Genomic DNA, 17,913 nt, shown 5'->3' with positions numbered 1-17,913 from the left:
GGAGAAATCGAGATGGCCACGGTGAGCAGCGACTATGCGGTTCAGATGCATGGGATAACAAAGCGTTTCGGGGCATTTTACGCTTTGAAAAATATGAATCTGGACGTAAAAAAAGGCAGCATCCATTCCCTTCTGGGTGAAAATGGGGCAGGAAAAAGTACACTGATGAATGTGCTGTACGGTCTTTATCAGGCCGACGAGGGCGAGATTTACATAGGCGGAAAGAAGAAGGATATTAAAAATCCCAATACGGCGATCATGAGCGGCATAGGTATGGTTCATCAGCACTTTATGCTGGTAGAGGATTTTACGGTGACGCAGAACATCATTCTTGGCAATGAGACCACTTCCCACGCAGGAATCGTGGATATGAAAAGGGCCAGAAAACAGATTCTGGAAATCGTCGAAAAGTATGGTCTGGAGGTTGATCCGGATGCAAAAATCAGTGATATTTCCGTGGGAATGCAGCAGCGAGTGGAGATTTTAAAAGCCTTGTACCGGGGAGCTGAACTGCTGATCCTGGATGAGCCTACTGCGGTGCTGACTCCTCAGGAAATCGAAGATCTTCTTTCCATCATGCACAATCTGGTGGATGACGGAAAAGCCATCATTATTATCACCCACAAGCTGAAGGAAATCAAGGCGTCCTCCGATACCTGCACAATCATTCGCCGCGGAGAGTATATCAATACCATATCGGTCGAAGAGGTGACGGAGCAGGAGCTGGCAACACTCATGGTGGGCCATGAGGTGAAGCTGGTGGTGGACAAGACACCTGCAAAGCCCGGGGAAACCGTGTTGGAGATTAAAGATCTGGTTGTGAAGAACGAGAGGAAGCTGGATGCGGTAAAGGGGCTTAACTTAACCGTGCGGAAGGGCGAGATCGTGGGGATTGCGGGTATCGACGGCAACGGCCAGAAGGAACTGGTAGAAGCGATTAACTGTCTCGTGCCCGCGGAGAAGGGAACCATTACAGTCAATGGAAAAGCGGTTGGCAACACAAATCCGCGCACCGTCATCGACAGCGGGATCAGCACGATACCGGAGGACCGGCAGAAACGCGGCCTGGTACTGGATTTCACGGTCAATGAGAACGCGGTGCTGGAGAGATACCGCCAGGAACCATTTTCCAGAAAAGGTATTCTGAATAAGAGGGAGATGGAGCTGTTCACCAAAAAACTGATCGGGGAATTTGACGTCAGGCCGGAGGACTGTGGTTCGAAGCGGGCAGGCGGCTTATCTGGAGGAAACCAGCAGAAGGTCATTATCGGCCGTGAAATCTCCATGAACCCGGATGTGCTGATTGCGGTTCAACCCACCCGCGGACTGGATGTGGGAGCCATCGAGACCGTGCATAAGACACTGATCCGCGAGCGCGACAAGGGAAAGGCGGTGCTCCTCATTTCTTTTGAGCTGGATGAGGTAATGAATGTCTCTGATACCATTGCGGTGATCTACGATGGAAAAATCCAGGATACGTTTACACAGGGGACCGTGGATGAAAATACGATTGGCCTGTTGATGGCAGGAGGAAAGAATCATGAATAAAACTGTTCATATTTTGAAAAAGCCGCTCACGATGACCCTGATTGCCATCTTTTTTGGTTTTTTGGTCGCCGGAATCATTCTGGCTGCGGTCGGATATCCGCCTGTTCAGTCGCTGGGCGTTCTGTTAAACGGTGTTTTTTCGAGTCCCAAGCATATGTCTAACGTGATTATCAAAAGCACGCCTCTGATTCTGACCGGAATCGGAGTGGCCTTTGCATTTAAAACCGGCCTCTTTAACATCGGTGCGGAGGGGCAGTTTATTATGGGCTGTGTCGCGGCCACTGTGGTCGGAATTGTCTGTGATTTCCCACCGGTGATTCAGATCCCCCTGGTGCTGGGAGCGGGAGTAGCGGCAGGCGCGTTATACGGAGGAATTGCAGGCTTTCTGAAAGCAAAATTCGGTATCCATGAGGTTCTAACCAGCATCATGCTCAACTGGATTGCGCTCTATTTCTCCAACTATGTGTGCGGACTGGAGCGCTTCCATAAGCCGGACACCATCGGAACGTATGCGATCAACCGTTCCGGCTATACGATGATTCTGGGAAATTACAAGGCGACGGAAGGTGGGAAGGCCGCGCTGATGCAAAATGATTTCCTGAAAAATACGCTTTTAAAGACAGACGTCAACGCTGGATTTCTCATTGCCATCATCCTTGCCGTGCTCGTATCTTTTCTGCTTTATAAGACGGCAAAGGGATTTGAGCTTCGCGCGGTCGGCGCAAACCGGTTTGCGGCGGAGTTTACGGGAATTAATGTGAACCGGAATATCCTGCATTCCATGCTGATTTCCGGCGCGATCTGCGGGCTGGCGGCAGCTCTTTACATAACAGGCAACTCTCCCCACGGAATTGCTACACTGGCGGCATTTGAGAATACCGGTTTTAATGGGCTGGCAGTCTGTCTGATCGCGGCAAGCTCTCCGGTTGGCTGTATCTTTGCGGGACTTCTGTTCGGCGGTCTCATTTATGGCGGCCAGACACTGCAGTACGAGGTGGGCGCACCGTCCGAGATTATCAACATTGTCATCGGCATTATCGTGTTCTTTGTTGCGCTGACCCATATTATTCCGCCGCTGGTGGAACGTCTGTCAAAGGGAGGAAAAAAACATGATTAACAGTCTGACATTGTTTATCGGCATTACACTGATGTATTCAACTCCTCTGGTTTTCGCCGCACTGGGCGGAGTCGTGTCAGAGAGGTCCGGAGTGACAAACCTGGGGATTGAGGGAATGATGACAATCGGAGCGGTCACGGGAGCTACGGTGGGATATTACTCGGGAAGCGCCTGGGCCGGATTTATCGCCGCGGGGCTGGCAGGCGGACTGATTGCGCTTCTCCATGCGTTTGCCGCCATTACCTGCAAAGCGGACCAGACGATCTCCGGAATTGCCATTAACTTAATCGGACCGGGTGTGGCGCTCTTCGTCTGCCGGCTGTTATTCGACGGTGCGACCATGTCGCAGCCGGTACCAAACAAGATTCCCAAGCTGTTCGGAGGACTGAAAGTACAGGGGGCTCTTCAGAATTTAAATGTGGATGTGACCGTTGTTCTCGCGCTTTTGCTGGCTGTGTTCATCTGGTTCTTTCTGTATAAGACAAAATGGGGTCTTCACATCCGGGCCGTGGGGGAACATCCGGCTGCTGCCGATACCATGGGTATCAATGTGTATGTGATCCGCTACATCTGTGTTCTGGTTTCCGGATTGTTAGCGGGATTTGGCGGAGCCGCCATGACTCTGGCCATTATTCCGCAGTTTACGCCGACCGCTATCAGCGGCCAGGGATTTATCGCGCTGGCGGCCGTTATTTTCGGTAAGTGGACGCCACACGGGGCGTATGGCGCATGTCTTCTGTTCGGCGCGGCCCAGGCGCTGACGGTAACGCTGGGAGGCGGGAACTTCGCAGTCCCGTCACAGATTCTCGCTATGCTGCCGTATTTTATTACGATTGTGATTCTAATTCTCTTTGTTGGTAAGTCCTCTGCACCGAAGGCCAGTGGTCAGCCGTACGAGAAGGGCGCCAGATAAATATAGAAGGGGACGCCTGCCGCCAGTCCAATCCGCCAGTCTGCTCCGCCTGGAACGGGAATGGGACTTTGACGGCGGTGTGAGGAAAAAGCCGGAAGCCGGCGGGCAGAAGACGGCTCATGTTTCCTGAGTGGACGGGACTAAGGGCCGACAGGGGCCAAACGGGGGTACCGGGCAATTCGACCGAACTCTTGATGAGTTCGCTCTCAGTGCCCTCAGATTTTCGTCCTGTAAACGAAAATCTGCCCCCCGTTTGCCCCCTGCCCGCCCTAAGTCCCGCCACACTCCGGAAAAAATCGCCGTCTTCAGCCCGCCGGTTTCCGCCTTTTTCCGGCCAGGGTACGGAAAAGTCCCCTTCCCGTTCCAGGCGGAGCAGACTGGCGGATTGGACTGGCGTCAGGCTGGGGATGGTAAGTCATAGAGGGAAAATATTAAAAAAATTTATGAGGAACAGTAGACTTTTTTTGTGAAATGATGCAAACTAGAAGAAGAGGATGGCAAGTACGGATGAAGGAGGTAGACCATGAATGATGTTGTATCTTTGATCAACGAGCTGCGCAGCGAAGAACGCGAGTATCTGAATAATTATCTGGCAAACGCGCCCAAGTGGCTGTTGGAAGCATTTCAGATCGTGCGTCTGAAGAAGGGAACCACGTTCATCCATGAAAACGCGCATGTGGACACTGTATACATTCTGGTAGAGGGAATTGTGAAGGCGACGGACTACCGCATTCAGGAGGTGGCGTACGATTACACCCGATTTTATCCCATTGAGGTGTTCGGGGCTATGGAATTTCTCATGGGGTATGATTTGTATAAGACGACCTTGATGACGGAGACCGACTGCCGGTTCCTCTGCGTGTCCAAGGACCAGTTCAGCCGCTGGATGCTGACGGATATCCACGCGGTGCTGGAACAGGTGAAGGCTATGAGCGTTTATCTCGTGGAGCAGGTGAGGAAGGAGCGTCTCTTTCTCTTCCTTCAGGGAATCGACCGGCTTTTTCTTCTGTTTATGCAGATATACCGGGATTCAGCCAGACGGGGGGTCTGCCGGATTCATTTGACGAGAAAGGATTTGTCCAACAGTACGGGGCTGTGTGTGAAGACGGTAAATCGGTGCGTAAGCCAGATGGAGGAAGAGGGATATATTTCCCGGGAGGGAAGGGGAATCTTAATCAGTGAAGAACAGTACCAGAGAATTAAATCGGCTATGGCGGATAAGATAGATGAGAATGACATATAACGGATTGAGAGAAAGGGAGGTCATTTATGACAAACTATTCGGAAAACGAAGGGAAACAGTATCATATCCAGGTGGGAAGGGGCGATGTGGGCCGGTACGTCATCATGCCGGGCGACCCGAAGCGGTGCGCGCTTATTGCGAAATATTTTGACGATCCGAAGCTGATCGCGGACAACCGGGAGTATGTGACGTATACCGGAACGCTTGACGGAACGCCTGTCAGCGTTACCTCCACTGGAATCGGCGGACCGTCGGCTTCGATCGCTATGGAAGAGCTGGTGATGTCGGGGGCGGATACCTTTATCCGTATCGGCACCTGCGGCGGGATGGATATCAATGTTAAGAGCGGGGACCTGGTGATTGCCAACGGAGCTATCCGTATGGAGGGCACCAGCCGCGAATATGCTCCTATCGAATTTCCGGCGGTTCCCGATTTTGATGTGACGAACGCCCTGGCAGCGGCGGCGAAGAAGCTGGAAAAACCGTATCACGTCGGCGTTGTCCAGTGCAAGGATTCTTTCTATGGCCAGCATTCACCGGAGACGAAGCCGGTATCGTATGAGTTGATGAATAAGTGGAACGCCTGGCTGCGTCTGGGCTGTAAGGCTTCCGAGATGGAATCGGCGGCGCTGTTTATCGTGGCCAGCGCGCTGAAGGTGAGGGCGGGATCGGTATTTCTCGTTATGGCTAACCAGGAGAGGGCGAAGGAAGGGCTTGAGAACCCGATTGTCCATGACACGGATGCGGCCATCCGGACAGCTGTCGAGGCCATCCGGCTGATGATTCAGGAAGAAAACAGCAAAAATTGAGAAGGAGACAGGCAAATGAGTATGACACCAACAGCCCACAACGGGGCGAAACAGGGAGAGATAGCGAAGACAGTACTGATGCCGGGCGACCCGCTGCGTGCAAAATATATTGCGGAGACGTATCTGGAAAATCCGGTGTTAGTGACATCAGTGCGCAACATGTTCGGTTATACCGGAACGTATAAGGGAAGAGAGATTTCCGTCATGGGCGGCGGAATGGGAATGCCCTCTGTGGGCATATACACGTATGAGCTGTTCCATTTCTATGGCGTGGAGCAGATTATCCGCATCGGTTCCGCAGGAGCCTTACAGGACGGGGTAAAGCTTATGGACGTGGTAATCGGCATGGGAGCCTGCACGGATTCCAACTATGCTTATCAGTACGGCCTCCCCGGGACATTTGCCCCTATTGCTGACTACGGTCTGCTGGCGAAAGCGGTGGATACGGCGAACGCACAGGGGACCCATGTGGTGGTAGGCAATATCCTTTCTTCCGACATTTTCTATAACGCGGACACTACCGTAAATGACAAGTGGCGCAGTATGGGCGTGCTGGCCGTGGAGATGGAAGCGGCCGCGCTGTATATGAACGCCGCGGCTGCGGGAAAGAAAGCGCTTTGTATGCTGACAATCTCGGATCTGATCTACGGCGAGGAGAAATTAAGCGCCGAGGAGCGCCAGCTGGGATTTGGAAAGATGATGGAGATCGCTCTGGAACTGTAAGGAGGCACAGGAGGAAATTATGGACGGAAAAGAAACGTTGAAGTATGTGGATCATACGCTGCTGACCCAGACGGCGACCTGGGAAGAAATCAGGAAGATCTGTGACGAGGCCATGGAATTTGGGACGGCGTCGGTCTGCATTCCCCCTTCCTATGTGAAGGCGGCGAAGGAATATATGAAGGACCGCATGGCGGTCTGCACGGTGATCGGTTTTCCGAACGGTTATTCCACGACCGCGGTAAAAGCGTATGAGACAAAGGACGCGATTGCAAACGGTGCCGATGAGATTGACATGGTCATCAACATCGGCTGGGTGAAGGACGGCAGATACGACCGTGTGGAGGAGGAAATCCGCACGTTAAAGGAATGCTGCAAAGATAAGATATTAAAAGTCATCATCGAGACCTGCCTTCTCACCGATGAGGAGAAAATCCGTATGTGCGAGGTCGTAACCAGTTCCGGCGCGGACTTTATCAAGACATCCACCGGATTTTCCAAAGCGGGAGCAACCTTTGACGATGTGGCTCTTTTCAAGGCGCATGTGGGAAAAGAGGTAAAGATCAAAGCCGCAGGCGGCATCTCGTCGCTCTCAGATGCGGAAAAGTTCCTGGAGCTGGGCGCGGAGCGCCTGGGAACCAGCCGGATGATCAAGCTGGTAAAGCAGGAGAAGAGTGACGGCGGATATTAAGCACTGTTACTGCGGTATTTATGCAATTGTTTGGTAAAGGAAAGGAGGCCGTTATGGATTTTACGGAGGAAATGGCTGTGCTTAGGGCAAAGCTTCCCGCTGAGGAGATGATATCCCAGGCATTTTCGGCCATGGCGAAGGCCTACGCCCCTTATTCCGGATTTAAAGTCGGAGCAGCGCTGCTCACGGCTGACGGAATAATCTATCAGGGCTGCAATATTGAAAACGCGGCGTATACCCCCAGCAACTGTGCGGAGCGGACGGCGTTCTTCAAGGCGGTCAGCGAAGGGGTGAGAGAGTTTACTGCGATCTGTATCGTCGGCGGGAAGGAGGGTGTCCCGGAAGGATTGACGGCTCCCTGCGGCGTCTGCCGCCAGGTGATGATGGAATTCTGCGACCCGGAGACATTTCAGATTATTCTGCCTTCCAGCAGGGAGGAGTATGAAATCTTTACGCTGAAGGAATTGCTGCCGATCGGGTTCGGACCAAAGAATTTGCTGTAGAGATGGAAAGAGCGGTAATTAAAAGCTGGTAAAAAAGAAAAATAACGAATAATAAAGAGTAACAAAGAATAGAAGAAGCGCTTTTCCGGTCATGGTTGGATCGGAAAAGCGCTTCTTTTTAAAATCCCAAAGTTTCTCCAACGAGAATGACTTTGATACGGCCTTTGACTCTCTGGCGTCCGAGCACCAGATAATTGCAGCAGCGCCTTGCATCACACATGCATCCGGAAGCCATGTTCCTCTGGTCATACTGCACGTCCCTTTTCATGGCAGATTTGGACCGATACAGCCCGCGTAGCCCGCTGTGCCTCCTTTAGTGGGGCAAAATCTCTCATAAAGTTGGATACACAGATGTCGGAAAACAATTTTCAAACATGCTCTAACCATTTCTCTCTACTCTTCGCAATTATAGCAGAAGCAGGAGGTCATATGATCGTTGACCAGCCCGACCGACTGCATGTAGGCATAAATAATGGTAGGGCCTACAAATTTAAATCCCAGGTTCTTTAAATCCTTACTGATTTTTTCTGCTAACGGAGTGCTGGCAGGAACGTCAGACATGGTTTCCCAGGCATTTTTGATGGGCTTGTTATCCACATAGGACCATAAGAACTGGTCCAGGGAACCGTATTTTTCACACAACACGAAGTAAGCCCTGGCGTTTAAGATGGCTGCGTTGATCTTTAAACGGTTTCGGATGATTCCGGCGTTCTGCATCAGCTCTTCGATCTTCTCGTCGCCGTATGTACTGATGATGGCCGGATCGAAATCATCGAAGGCCTTTATAAAGGCATCCCGCTTCTTCAGGATGGTAATCCAGCTTAAACCTGCCTGCATACCCTCCAGAATCAGCATTTTAAATAGTGTTCTGTCATCGTGAACGGGTTTCCCCCATTCGTTATCGTGATACTCCTGGTTCAGTATATCGTGGGCGGCCCAGTCACACCGTGTGAGTTTGTCTGACATTGGTTATCCTCTTTCTGTGTTGGTATTGGGATTCTTTTGAAATCCAGTTCTTCTGCAAATAATTCCCTGAGTGCGTCACACCTTGTATTTACCTCCTTATACGTTTCCCAGGCGGCTGAGCCAGAAGTTATCTTTCTTTAGATAGACAATCAGCTTTCTGGGGAGGCCGCTGCAGTGTATGACGGTTCATCAATATTCTCCCTTCCATTATAGTAGAACTTTGTATTCACATCAATAGATATCCATAGATAAATCGCCTCCCGGCTGTCAAAAAGTTTACTGTTCTCTCCCCGTCTGGGGTACCGCAGTCTGGTAAATTCATACACGTTTAAAACTGATGAGGTCTTCCACGAGTTTCGAGTTTGTGATACAATGAGACACAGCCGACAGTGTCCGGTGAGAGATTAAATTTGATTTTGGAGACAGAGATATGATAAACCGGATTATTATGATCATTATGGCGCTGGGCGCCGTGGCTGGGGGAATTGACCGTATCCTGGGGAATCGTTTTGGGTATGGGAAGAAATTTGAGGAAGGCTTTCAGTATCTGGGGCCGACTGCGCTGTCCATGGTGGGGATCATCTGCCTGGCCCCGCTGGTATCGGGGACGCTGGGAAGGCTTATCATTCCGGTTTACCGGTTCCTTGGGGTGGACCCCGCCATGTTTGGAAGCCTTCTGGCCATCGATATGGGAGGATATCAGCTTTCCATGGAGCTGGCGGAGAATCCGCTGATCGGAAGGTACGCGGGAATCGTGGCGGCCTCTGTGTTTGGCTGCACGATTGTCTTTACCATTCCGGTAGGGATGGGGCTGATCGAAGAGGGCGACCGTCCCGTATTTGCAAAGGGAATTATGCTGGGGCTGGCTGCCATGCCGGCGGCGCTGATCACCGGAGGGGCTGTGTGCGGCCTGGGGATCGGGGAGATTCTGCATCAGAATCTTCCTGTTCTGGTTCTGGCCCTTCTGCTGGGAATCGGTCTGTTCCGTATTCCTGATGGCATGGTGAAAGGCTTTGAGGTGTTCGCTGTTCTTATCCGTACCGTGATAACCGCCGGGCTTGTGCTGGCAGCGGTTACATATATGACAGGATTTGTGGTGATTCCCGGAATGGCTCCCATCGAGGAGGCCATGGCGGTGGTTTCATCCATCGGTGTGGTGCTTCTGGGCAGTCTTCCCGTGACGGAATTTCTTCAGCGCCGGCTGAAACGGCCCTGTACCGCACTGGGCGCCAGAATGGGGCTGGACAGCATCAGTGTCCTGGGGCTGTTGGTCAGTATCGTGAGTCCCATACCGGCGCTCGTCATGATGAAGGACATGAACACGTTTGGCAAGCTTGTCAATGTGGCGTATATGGTGAGCTCAGCCTCCATGCTGGCCGCCCATCTGGGATTTACCGTGAGCACCGAGCCGGATATGCTGCCTGCGCTGCTGGTTTCCAAACTGGCCGGGTGCGCGGCTGCAATTGCGCTGGTAGTCATAACGTCGAATACAAAGAAGAGATCATAGGTTACTGTTTATAGCCAGGAATTTTAAGTTCCTGGCTATTGAACTGTTCAAATAATGAAATTTATGGTATGATATGTACTATATAAGCATTTGGCGGGGAAAGCCGGACTGAAACACCGCAGATATTTGATGCAACGTTCGATAAAATATTCTAAATGAATCCTTAATTATCAAAAAAATGTTCGTAAAATGCGGTGCATTTGAACAAAACGATCAGGAAAATGTATTTTAAGTGAAAATGTCTTCTGCGGAGAGCAGGAAACGAAACTATAACAGGGTATAAGAGGTTGTCGAAGTGAAAAACAAAAAGGGTGTCATTGTAAAAAGGCAGCAGACGATTTTACAGAGACTGCAGAAAGAGAAAGAAGTATCGGTTGATCAATTAGCCAATGAACTGGGAGTCTCACCGCTTACCATAAGACGGGATTTGATTGATTTTGAAAATCAGGGATTTGTGAAACGCCATTACGGCGGTGCAAAATTGATAGAAGGCACCCTTTTTGAAGATCCGACGCTGGAGGTTCCGCCTGCCACCGGTCAGGACGGAACGACGGATTACAGAAGAGTCGTTGCAAAGAAGGCTGCAGAGCTGATTGAAGAGGGCGATATAATATTCGTCAACAGCAGTAAGACGGCTCTTTTAATGCTGGACTATATATCCGGCAAGCGGGTCAGCGTGATAACGAATAATGGAAATGCCATTACCAGCAGTCACGATCCGCTGGTCAGCATTATTCTGACCGGTGGGGAGCTGCACGGAACGAAATGTTCCCTGGTAGGGGATTTTGCACTTGCCACCATACGGAAGATCCGGGCGAACAAGTGCTTCATCGGAGTCAGCGGAATCACGGCAGAAGGCGAGATCAGCACGGCGGTGCTTCAGGAAACCATGGTAAACAGCCTGATGATCGAGCGGGCAAAGGATATGGTCGTCATACTGGCGGATCATAAGCGTATCGGCAAGCTGCATAATTTTATCATCGCGGATACCCATCAGATTACCCATATCGTTACGGACGAGCTGGCCGACGAGGCGGTTACGTCAAGGCTGGAAAAAGATAACGTGACCATATTGAAGGGCCACATTACCGATTGACAGGTAAGGACAGATAACAGAATATTTAAGTGTAAGGATACAGTCTGGAATAAGATTCCTGATACAGACTGTATCCTTTTTTGTAGTTGTCCCTGTTTTCCGGGAGTGTCTGTGTAACGGCATCGGCGGCCCGGGCGGCCCGAAAGGCTTCTTCCCAGCCGGGATACAGCCCGGTGGCTACGGCGGCGGACATCCATGCGCCTAAGGCAGTGGACTCCGGATTGCTGTACTGGGTGACCGGCGTTCCCAGGATTCCGGCCAGGGACGGCGCCAGGGACGGGCATTTCGTAAGGCCGCCGCTTAAGACAATGGACGAGGGGACGGGAAGATACCGTGCCATGCACTCCATATTGACCTTTATCTCATAGCAGATCCCTTCTAAGATGGCTCTGGCCATATCCCCTCTTGAGGAGGACAGCGTGAGACCCAGGAGGGAGGCTGTGGCCATGCTGTTCCAGTCAGGCGTCCCCTGCCCCTGAAAATAAGGCAGAGCGATGATGCCGCCTGCCGCAGGAGGTGAATCCAGGATTTCCCGGTTGATCGAATCGAAGCCGTGATCGCTGTCAGGATAAAAGGCGTTATGAAACCAGTTAAAAGCGGAACAGCAGGCCAGAATACTGCTTTCTAAAACGTATTTTCCCGGTATTGCACTGACGCCCGCGATGACTTCGCTGCCTTTAACCACAGGCAGTTCATCGCAGCCGCTGATGATGTAAGCGCCGGTACCTGTCGTGATCTGGGCGTCTCCATGGTGGATCACCCCCTGGCCCAGCGCGGAGCACTGCTGATCGCCTCCTGCCGATATGAGCGGCGTCCCTTCCAAAAGTCCGGTGAGCCGCGAAAATGGGCCGGATATGTGTCCCGCCACAGTGCCGGGAGATATGAGATCACAGAGCTTGGAGCGGGGGAGTTCAAAGAGCCGCAGAAGCTCCTCATCCCACTCCCGGGTTCCCAGATTCATGAGAAGAGAGCGGCTCCCGTAGGTATGGTCGGTGACCAGAGTACCCGTCATAAACCATACCAGATAATTGGGAATGACCGCCAGTTTTGCCGCATGTTCAAACAGTTCCGGCTGATTTTTGCGGATCCAGGCCATTTTACTGCCCGAGTAAACCGGATTGACCCGGCTTCCTGCCTTTTGGATTATAACAGGATCAGACTTCTTTAAATCATGGCAGAGAGGTACTGTACGTTTGTCCTGCCACATGATCGCCGGAGACAGTGGTTCCATATCTTTCGACAGTGGAAGTACGGAGGAGCGCTGTGACGTGAGAGACAGCACATCAATCTCCAGATTTTCTTCTTTGGCGGCCTGCGCCAATCCGGAACAGATCCGGATCAGTGCCGAGGTCCATTCAGAAGCATTCTGCTCCACACGAATCTGATCAATATAGAACGGGGAATAGGAAATTTGAACCTTTTTCAGTTCTGCTGCGTGCGCATCGTATAAAATACCCCTCATGCTGGAAGTTCCAACATCAATCACTAAAACGTTCATATAATCCTCCTGAATGAACGAAAAATAAAAGAAAACTCAAGAATACAAGGACAGCATACCAAAGAACGTACAATAAATCAATAGAAAATCACGCGTACCACAATGAAAAATAAAAATATAGTTCGTAAAAGTGACAAAATGAACGATTGGAAACAAAAAAACATAAAAACAACATAAAATAAAAAATATTTCTTAGCACTATTGACATAATGTACATAAAAGAATATAATGAACATACAAAACAATCGTAAAACCAATAAATGATCGTAAAAACTTGACGGTTTTTATTGGCATTCAAAATGGAGGGATTATTCACATGAAGAAAAGAAACGTAAGTGTAATGCTGGCAGCCGCAGCCGCAGTGACAGTTCTTGCAGGATGCAGCGGTACCGGAACGAAGACAGAGACTACAACAGCAGCTCTGGCGGCTGAGTCTGCGACAACAGCGGCGGGAGAAAGCAAAGAGGCATCAGGAGAAAAGACGAAGTTAAAACTGGCTCTTTGGGACTATGACGTGGAGGGCTCTGTATACCCGGCCATGATGGAGGCGTTTAACCAGAAATATCCCAATATTGAAGTGGAAGTCATCAACGCGCCGGCCAACGATTACGAGACAAAGCTTACCACGATGCTGGCTTCCGGCGACGATATTGACGTATATTTTGCAAAATCCAATACTTCTTATCCGACGCTGGTGCAGAAGAATTTTGCCCTCGACTTAAATGCCGTAGCAAAAGAAAAAGGATTTGATCTCACCCCTTACGGAACTGTTCTGGAACAGCATTATGTGATAGACGGCGGCCTCTATGCCCTTCCGTTCCGGACCAATGACTGGGTGATCTATTATAATAAGAAGATTTTTGATGATGCAGGAGTTGCATATCCCACCAATGATATGACATGGGAGCAGTTCTTTGAACTCGGAAAGCAGTTAAGCCATGACGATGTCTACGGATGTGCGTTCTATCCAAAACCAGGATTTATCGCACCGTGTCTCGTCGGAGCCGTAAACGGGTTTGATATTACTTCCAGCGATTTTAATGAGCTGGTGCCGGCAGCAACAAAAGTCATGGAAGCGATGAAAGACGGCGTCTGGGAAGACTATGCGGAGTCTGTCTCCATGTCGAAGGATCAGACATACTTCTACCAGGGAAAGTGGGGCATGCTGTATAACGGTTCCTGGATGACGCAGCTTCTGGAAGCACAGGATCTAGGATTTGAATACGGCATTGTGAAATCTCCTTATTGGGAAGGCACCGATAAGAAGGGCTTTGCAACCTCTACTCCGGTACTGATCAATCCTAAGACGGAAAAATTAGATGCGGCATGGGATTTGATGACGTTTCTCTGCGGAGAAGAGGGCGCAAAGATCGTTGCAGAATCCATGCTGGTTCCGGGATATATGTCAGATGAGATTATGACCACATTTAAAGAGAGCACAGGGCTTGACGAATCATCCATGGAAGCGCTGACGGACAATGTCAGTTACGGCCTTGGAGAAGCAAGCGTGAATTTAGGCCAGATGTCAAGTGCGGTAAACGAAGAACTTGAGCTTGTACTTACAGACAACCAGTCTCCGGAAGAGATGGCTGAAAACTTAAATACCCGTCGTGAAGAGATCCTGTCTCAGAACTAAGGGGTGGTTCCTGAGCCGGTACGATATTTTGAGCACTGCACTGCGCAGTTCATTACGCAGTGCAGCTTCAAGTCTGCCGGCTCAGACTTTAAAAAGCGTCACGCGCTGAGCGGAGACGACATGTATTGCACGTAAGCGGCCAGGGTGCGCCCGTGAAGTGCACATAACAAGGAGGGACGATATGGCAAAAACGACAGCAGTATACAAGTCGAACCAGGTAGTGGTCAACCGGAACAGAAAGATGGCGTTCTGTTTTTTGCTTCCAAATATCATCGGATTTGCAGTTTTTACCTTAATACCGGCTGTTTGGGCAATCGGTTTAAGCTTTACGAACTGGGACGGATCCGGTGCGGCTAAGTTTGTGGGAATTAAAAACTATATCAATCTGTTTCGCGATTCAAACTTTACGATATCCCTTTGGAATACCGTTATTTATACGGTGGGAACCGTACCGTTTATCATCATGCTGTCTCTGGTTATGGCGTTTATTCTGGATTCCGGCATTAAGTTTTCTTCTGCAATTCGTGCGGCGCATTTCTTTCCGCATATTTCCTCCATTGTAGCGATTTCGGTCGTATGGCAGTTCCTTTATTCCAAGAACGGCCCCTTAAATCAGATCCTGCACAGTATTGGTCTTCAAAATGTTCCCGCGTGGCTGTCGGATAAGGACTGGGCGCTTCTGGCTGTGATGATCATGATTATCTGGAAAGGAATCGGATACTATATGATCATTTATCTGGCGGGCTTAAAGGGGATTGATAACTCGCTGTATGAGGCGGCTACCGTAGACGGGGCCAATTCATTCCAGCGCTTCCGGTTTATTACGATTCCGCAGCTTAAGCCGGTTACCTTTTACATAACCATCATGTGCATCATCAACTCGTTCCAGGTATTTACGCCGATTTTCATCATGACAAAGGGCGGCCCGGGACGCGCTACATCCGTGCTGGTGCTTCAGATTTACAAAGAGGCATTTCAGAATTACAAGTTTGGCTACGCATCAGCAGAGGCTATGGTACTGTTTGCCTGTATCTTAGTGGTGACGCTGATTCAGTTCAAACGCCAAAAACAGGATTAGGAGGGAGAGAGCATGGCAGAAAAAAAGAAAAAAACCGGACTTGCGCTGTTCTTATCGATTGTCAAGTATACGGTCGTCATCGCATCGTCTTTAACTATGATTCTTCCGTTCCTCTGGATGCTGTCTTCTTCCTTTAAAGACAGTCTGGAAGTCTTCAATTTTCCTATCCAGTGGATCCCTCAGAATCTGAAACTGGAAAATTACTCCTATATCTGGAATAAGGCCAATTATCCGCAGCTGTTTTTTAACACACTGAAGCTGACGGTGGTGATTACCATTCTGCAGATCGTGACGTGCAGCCTGGCGGCTTACGCATTCAGCAAGCTGGTATTTCCGGAGAGAGATAAGATCTTTATCCTGTACCTGGCAACGCTGATGCTTCCCTACCAGGTGGTTATGATTCCTCAGTTTTCCGTTATCAAGATATTCGGACTCACCAATACCCATATGGCGCTGATCCTGATTCAGGCGTTTAACCCCATGGGCGTATTTCTGATGAAGCAGTTCTTCGATGGAATTCCCAATGAACTGAGCGAGGCGGCGCGGATTGATGGCCTGAATGAGTTCGGCATCTATTCCAAGATCATCATGCCTCTTTCCAAATCGGTAATCGGAACGCTGGTGATCCTGACCTCTGTATCCGTATGGAACGATTTTCTGGCTCCGCTTATCTACATCAATTCCAGGGAACTGTATACCATTCAGCTGGGACTGCGCAACATGATCAGCGAGTTTACGGCAGAGTACGGGCCGATCATGGCTGCATCGGTCATCTCGATTATACCGATTCTGATCGTATTCCTGTGTTTCCAGAGTTTCTTCGAGCAGAGTCTGGCATCCTCCGGTGTCAAGGGATAAGAAAGGAGAGCGCGGTATGAACGTGGATTTTAAGGTAAAGCCATTCTTCCTGGATGAGAGTGATATCGCATGGGTACAGGGCTGTATGAAGAAAATGACCGTGGAAGAGAAGGTCAGCCATCTGTTCTGTATTTTAATCAAGGATAAACCGGTGGAAGAGATGGCAGCGGAAATGGATGCCCTGGGCTTTTATCCGGGCGGCTATATGACCGATGTTTTTCCAGCAAGGAAAGTGAAAGAAAATTTCAAAAAGCTTCAGGCCAGAACCGGGATTCCTCTGCTGTTTGCGTCGAATCTCGAGCGCGGAGCGGATGGGATCTGCAAAGAAGGCACTTTATTTGGAACGCAGATGCAGGTTGCGGCAGCCGGAGATAAGAGATGGGCGTATGAGCTGGGGCGGGTCTGTGGGGAGGAGGCGGCGGCAACCGGGGCCAATTGGAACTTTGGGCCGATTCTGGATATTGACACGAATTATCACAATCCCATTACGAATACGAGAGTATTCAGTTCCGACCAGGAAACAGTTCTTCAGATGTCCAGGGAGTTTGTCAGAGGACAGATGGAAAGCGGTATGGCCGTATGCATGAAGCACTGGCCTGGAGACGGGCGGGATGAACGGGACCAGCATATGGTAACCACCATCAACGACTGCACGGCCGGGGAGTGGGATGCCTCCTATGGAAAGATTTATAAGGCATTGATAGATGACGGCGCGGAAACCGTCATGGCCGCCCATATCATGCTGCCGGCATACTCCAGAAAGATGAAACCGGATATCAGGGATGAGGAGATTCTTCCCGGCTCCCTGTCCTGCGATCTGACCACAAGGCTCCTGCGGGAGCAGCTGGGATTTAATGGGTTGGTGGTGACGGATGCCACGACGATGACCGGATTCATGCAGACCATGGCCAGAAGAGACGCCCTGCCCCTTGCGGTGGCGGCAGGCTGCGATATGATCCTGTTTACCCTGGATTTAAAAGAAGATTACCAGTACGTGCTGGACGCGGCAGCAGACGGAACCATCAGCATGGAACGACTGGACGAGGCGGTTGCACGGATTCTGGCTTTAAAGGCTCATCTAAAGCTTCATAAAAAGATGGAGGAGGGAACCCTGTTTCCGGGAGATGAGGCGCTGAAGGTGTTTGAACGTGAGGATAACCGTAATCTGGCCAGGGAGTGTGCGGACCGGTCGGTTACCCTGGTTAAGGACACCCAGAACCTGCTCCCCATAAGCCCCAGGACGCAGAGGCGGATTCTGCTCCATGTCCTGGGCGACAAGGGCGGTTACCACGATCCCATCTGCAATCAGGCGGAGTATCTGGCCGGGCTGCTGGAAAGAGAAGGGTTTGAAGTGACCGTCTACGATGCTTCCAGAAAAGATCTGCTTCCGATCGGGAACAGCATAGAGAGCATGACGAAGCGGTTTGACCTGATTCTGTATTACTGCAGCGTGAAAACTTCCGGCAGCGACAATGTTTCCAGAATTTCCTGGACCGCGCCGGGCGGATGCAACACACCCAGATACATTTATGAAATCCCGACACTCTTTATATCTGTGGATAACCCTTATATGCTCCTGGATGTGCCAAAGGTCAGGACATACATCAATGGTTATACACCCAGCAGATACGTAATCGATGCCATAGTCGAAAAAATAATGGGGAGAAGCCGGTTTACAGGGAAAAATCCGGTGGACCCGTTTTGCGGGCTGTTCCATACCCGGCTTTAAA

Annotated in this window: 17 protein-coding genes; 14 read left to right on the top strand and 3 right to left on the bottom strand. The window is 50.4% G+C overall.

Annotated features, from left to right (window positions below; genetic code table 11):
- Positions 1-12 precede the first annotated feature (12 nt).
- The 8 genes from DFR60_RS16695 (at position 13) to DFR60_RS16660 (ending at position 7,544) form a co-directional block, all read left to right on the top strand.
- Entirely contained in the window at positions 13-1,548 is a 1,536-nt protein-coding gene (locus tag DFR60_RS16695; protein ID WP_110323913.1) for an ABC transporter ATP-binding protein, read from the top strand.
- Positions 1,541-2,665 (top strand): ABC transporter permease, encoded by a 1,125-nt coding sequence (locus tag DFR60_RS16690; protein ID WP_110323912.1) that lies wholly within the window; start codon positions 1,541-1,543, stop codon positions 2,663-2,665. Before DFR60_RS16695 ends, DFR60_RS16690 begins: the two co-directional genes overlap by 8 nt.
- Positions 2,658-3,578: an ABC transporter permease gene (locus DFR60_RS16685; protein WP_110323911.1), complete on the top strand. Its 921-nt coding sequence runs from the start codon at positions 2,658-2,660 to the stop codon at positions 3,576-3,578. Before DFR60_RS16690 ends, DFR60_RS16685 begins: the two co-directional genes overlap by 8 nt.
- A gap of 523 nt (positions 3,579-4,101) precedes the next feature.
- Positions 4,102-4,821 carry a Crp/Fnr family transcriptional regulator gene (locus tag DFR60_RS16680; RefSeq protein WP_002601355.1) on the top strand — a complete coding sequence of 240 codons (720 nt, stop codon included), beginning with the start codon at positions 4,102-4,104 and terminating at the stop codon, positions 4,819-4,821.
- A gap of 26 nt (positions 4,822-4,847) precedes the next feature.
- Positions 4,848-5,630, top strand: a complete 783-nt coding sequence (gene udp / locus DFR60_RS16675) for a uridine phosphorylase (RefSeq protein ID WP_110323910.1) — start codon at positions 4,848-4,850, stop codon at positions 5,628-5,630.
- A 15-nt stretch (positions 5,631-5,645) separates the two neighbouring features.
- Positions 5,646-6,353: a purine-nucleoside phosphorylase gene (gene deoD, locus DFR60_RS16670; RefSeq protein ID WP_110323909.1), complete on the top strand. Its 708-nt coding sequence runs from the start codon at positions 5,646-5,648 to the stop codon at positions 6,351-6,353.
- 19 nt (positions 6,354-6,372) lie between these two features.
- Positions 6,373-7,041 (top strand): deoxyribose-phosphate aldolase, encoded by a 669-nt coding sequence (gene deoC, locus DFR60_RS16665; protein WP_110323908.1) that lies wholly within the window; start codon positions 6,373-6,375, stop codon positions 7,039-7,041.
- Positions 7,042-7,094: 53 nt separating this feature from the next.
- A complete protein-coding gene (locus DFR60_RS16660) occupies positions 7,095-7,544 on the top strand; it encodes a cytidine deaminase (protein ID WP_110323907.1) in 450 nt (149 codons plus the stop codon).
- A gap of 264 nt (positions 7,545-7,808) precedes the next feature.
- Here the strand turns inward: DFR60_RS16660 and DFR60_RS31555 are convergent, their stop codons facing one another.
- Positions 7,809-7,931, bottom strand: a complete 123-nt coding sequence (locus DFR60_RS31555; protein ID WP_490393320.1) for a DUF6783 domain-containing protein — start codon at positions 7,929-7,931, stop codon at positions 7,809-7,811.
- A 6-nt stretch (positions 7,932-7,937) separates the two neighbouring features.
- On the bottom strand, positions 7,938-8,510 hold the full coding sequence (locus DFR60_RS16650) for a DNA-3-methyladenine glycosylase I (protein ID WP_110323905.1): 573 nt from the start codon (positions 8,508-8,510) through the stop codon (positions 7,938-7,940).
- 430 nt (positions 8,511-8,940) lie between these two features.
- Here DFR60_RS16650 and DFR60_RS16645 point away from each other — a divergent pair, with 430 nt between their 5' ends.
- Positions 8,941-10,017, top strand: coding sequence for an ethanolamine utilization protein EutH (locus tag DFR60_RS16645; protein WP_110323904.1), 1,077 nt, complete (start codon positions 8,941-8,943; stop codon positions 10,015-10,017).
- Positions 10,018-10,312: 295 nt separating this feature from the next.
- Positions 10,313-11,113 (top strand): DeoR/GlpR family DNA-binding transcription regulator, encoded by an 801-nt coding sequence (locus DFR60_RS16640; protein ID WP_110323903.1) that lies wholly within the window; start codon positions 10,313-10,315, stop codon positions 11,111-11,113.
- A 25-nt stretch (positions 11,114-11,138) separates the two neighbouring features.
- On the opposite strand, the gene DFR60_RS16635 is transcribed toward DFR60_RS16640, so the two are convergent.
- Positions 11,139-12,611, bottom strand: coding sequence for an FGGY-family carbohydrate kinase (locus DFR60_RS16635; protein WP_110323902.1), 1,473 nt, complete (start codon positions 12,609-12,611; stop codon positions 11,139-11,141).
- 316 nt (positions 12,612-12,927) lie between these two features.
- On the opposite strand from DFR60_RS16635, the gene DFR60_RS16630 reads away from it, so the two are divergent.
- From DFR60_RS16630 to DFR60_RS16615, 4 genes are all read left to right on the top strand, one after another.
- The gene (locus DFR60_RS16630) at positions 12,928-14,247 is read left to right on the top strand and encodes an ABC transporter substrate-binding protein (protein WP_110323901.1); all 1,320 of its coding nucleotides are present in this window, start codon (positions 12,928-12,930) and stop codon (positions 14,245-14,247) included.
- Positions 14,248-14,428: 181 nt separating this feature from the next.
- Entirely contained in the window at positions 14,429-15,325 is an 897-nt protein-coding gene (locus DFR60_RS16625) for a carbohydrate ABC transporter permease (RefSeq protein ID WP_110323900.1), read from the top strand.
- Positions 15,326-15,337: 12 nt separating this feature from the next.
- Positions 15,338-16,183 carry a carbohydrate ABC transporter permease gene (locus DFR60_RS16620; RefSeq protein ID WP_002601335.1) on the top strand — a complete coding sequence of 282 codons (846 nt, stop codon included), beginning with the start codon at positions 15,338-15,340 and terminating at the stop codon, positions 16,181-16,183.
- A gap of 16 nt (positions 16,184-16,199) precedes the next feature.
- Positions 16,200-17,912: a glycoside hydrolase family 3 protein gene (locus DFR60_RS16615; RefSeq protein ID WP_110323899.1), complete on the top strand. Its 1,713-nt coding sequence runs from the start codon at positions 16,200-16,202 to the stop codon at positions 17,910-17,912.
- The last annotated feature ends 1 nt before the right edge of the window (position 17,913 follow it).

Origin of the sequence: Hungatella effluvii (genome assembly GCF_003201875.1) — a bacterium.
Lineage (GTDB): Bacteria > Bacillota > Clostridia > Lachnospirales > Lachnospiraceae > Hungatella > Hungatella effluvii.
This window is presented reverse-complemented; position numbering and strand designations above follow the sequence as displayed.

Coding starts and splice junctions, on each gene's coding strand:
- DFR60_RS16695 (WP_110323913.1), top strand. CDS start 13: ATGGCCACGGTGAGCAGCGACTATGCGGTTCAGATGCATGGGATAACA.
- DFR60_RS16690 (WP_110323912.1), top strand. CDS start 1,541: ATGAATAAAACTGTTCATATTTTGAAAAAGCCGCTCACGATGACCCTG.
- DFR60_RS16685 (WP_110323911.1), top strand. CDS start 2,658: ATGATTAACAGTCTGACATTGTTTATCGGCATTACACTGATGTATTCA.
- DFR60_RS16680 (WP_002601355.1), top strand. CDS start 4,102: ATGAATGATGTTGTATCTTTGATCAACGAGCTGCGCAGCGAAGAACGC.
- udp (WP_110323910.1), top strand. CDS start 4,848: ATGACAAACTATTCGGAAAACGAAGGGAAACAGTATCATATCCAGGTG.
- deoD (WP_110323909.1), top strand. CDS start 5,646: ATGAGTATGACACCAACAGCCCACAACGGGGCGAAACAGGGAGAGATA.
- deoC (WP_110323908.1), top strand. CDS start 6,373: ATGGACGGAAAAGAAACGTTGAAGTATGTGGATCATACGCTGCTGACC.
- DFR60_RS16660 (WP_110323907.1), top strand. CDS start 7,095: ATGGATTTTACGGAGGAAATGGCTGTGCTTAGGGCAAAGCTTCCCGCT.
- DFR60_RS31555 (WP_490393320.1), bottom strand. CDS start 7,931: ATGGTTAGAGCATGTTTGAAAATTGTTTTCCGACATCTGTGTATCCAA.
- DFR60_RS16650 (WP_110323905.1), bottom strand. CDS start 8,510: ATGTCAGACAAACTCACACGGTGTGACTGGGCCGCCCACGATATACTG.
- DFR60_RS16645 (WP_110323904.1), top strand. CDS start 8,941: ATGATAAACCGGATTATTATGATCATTATGGCGCTGGGCGCCGTGGCT.
- DFR60_RS16635 (WP_110323902.1), bottom strand. CDS start 12,611: ATGAACGTTTTAGTGATTGATGTTGGAACTTCCAGCATGAGGGGTATT.
- DFR60_RS16630 (WP_110323901.1), top strand. CDS start 12,928: ATGAAGAAAAGAAACGTAAGTGTAATGCTGGCAGCCGCAGCCGCAGTG.
- DFR60_RS16625 (WP_110323900.1), top strand. CDS start 14,429: ATGGCAAAAACGACAGCAGTATACAAGTCGAACCAGGTAGTGGTCAAC.
- DFR60_RS16620 (WP_002601335.1), top strand. CDS start 15,338: ATGGCAGAAAAAAAGAAAAAAACCGGACTTGCGCTGTTCTTATCGATT.
- DFR60_RS16615 (WP_110323899.1), top strand. CDS start 16,200: ATGAACGTGGATTTTAAGGTAAAGCCATTCTTCCTGGATGAGAGTGAT.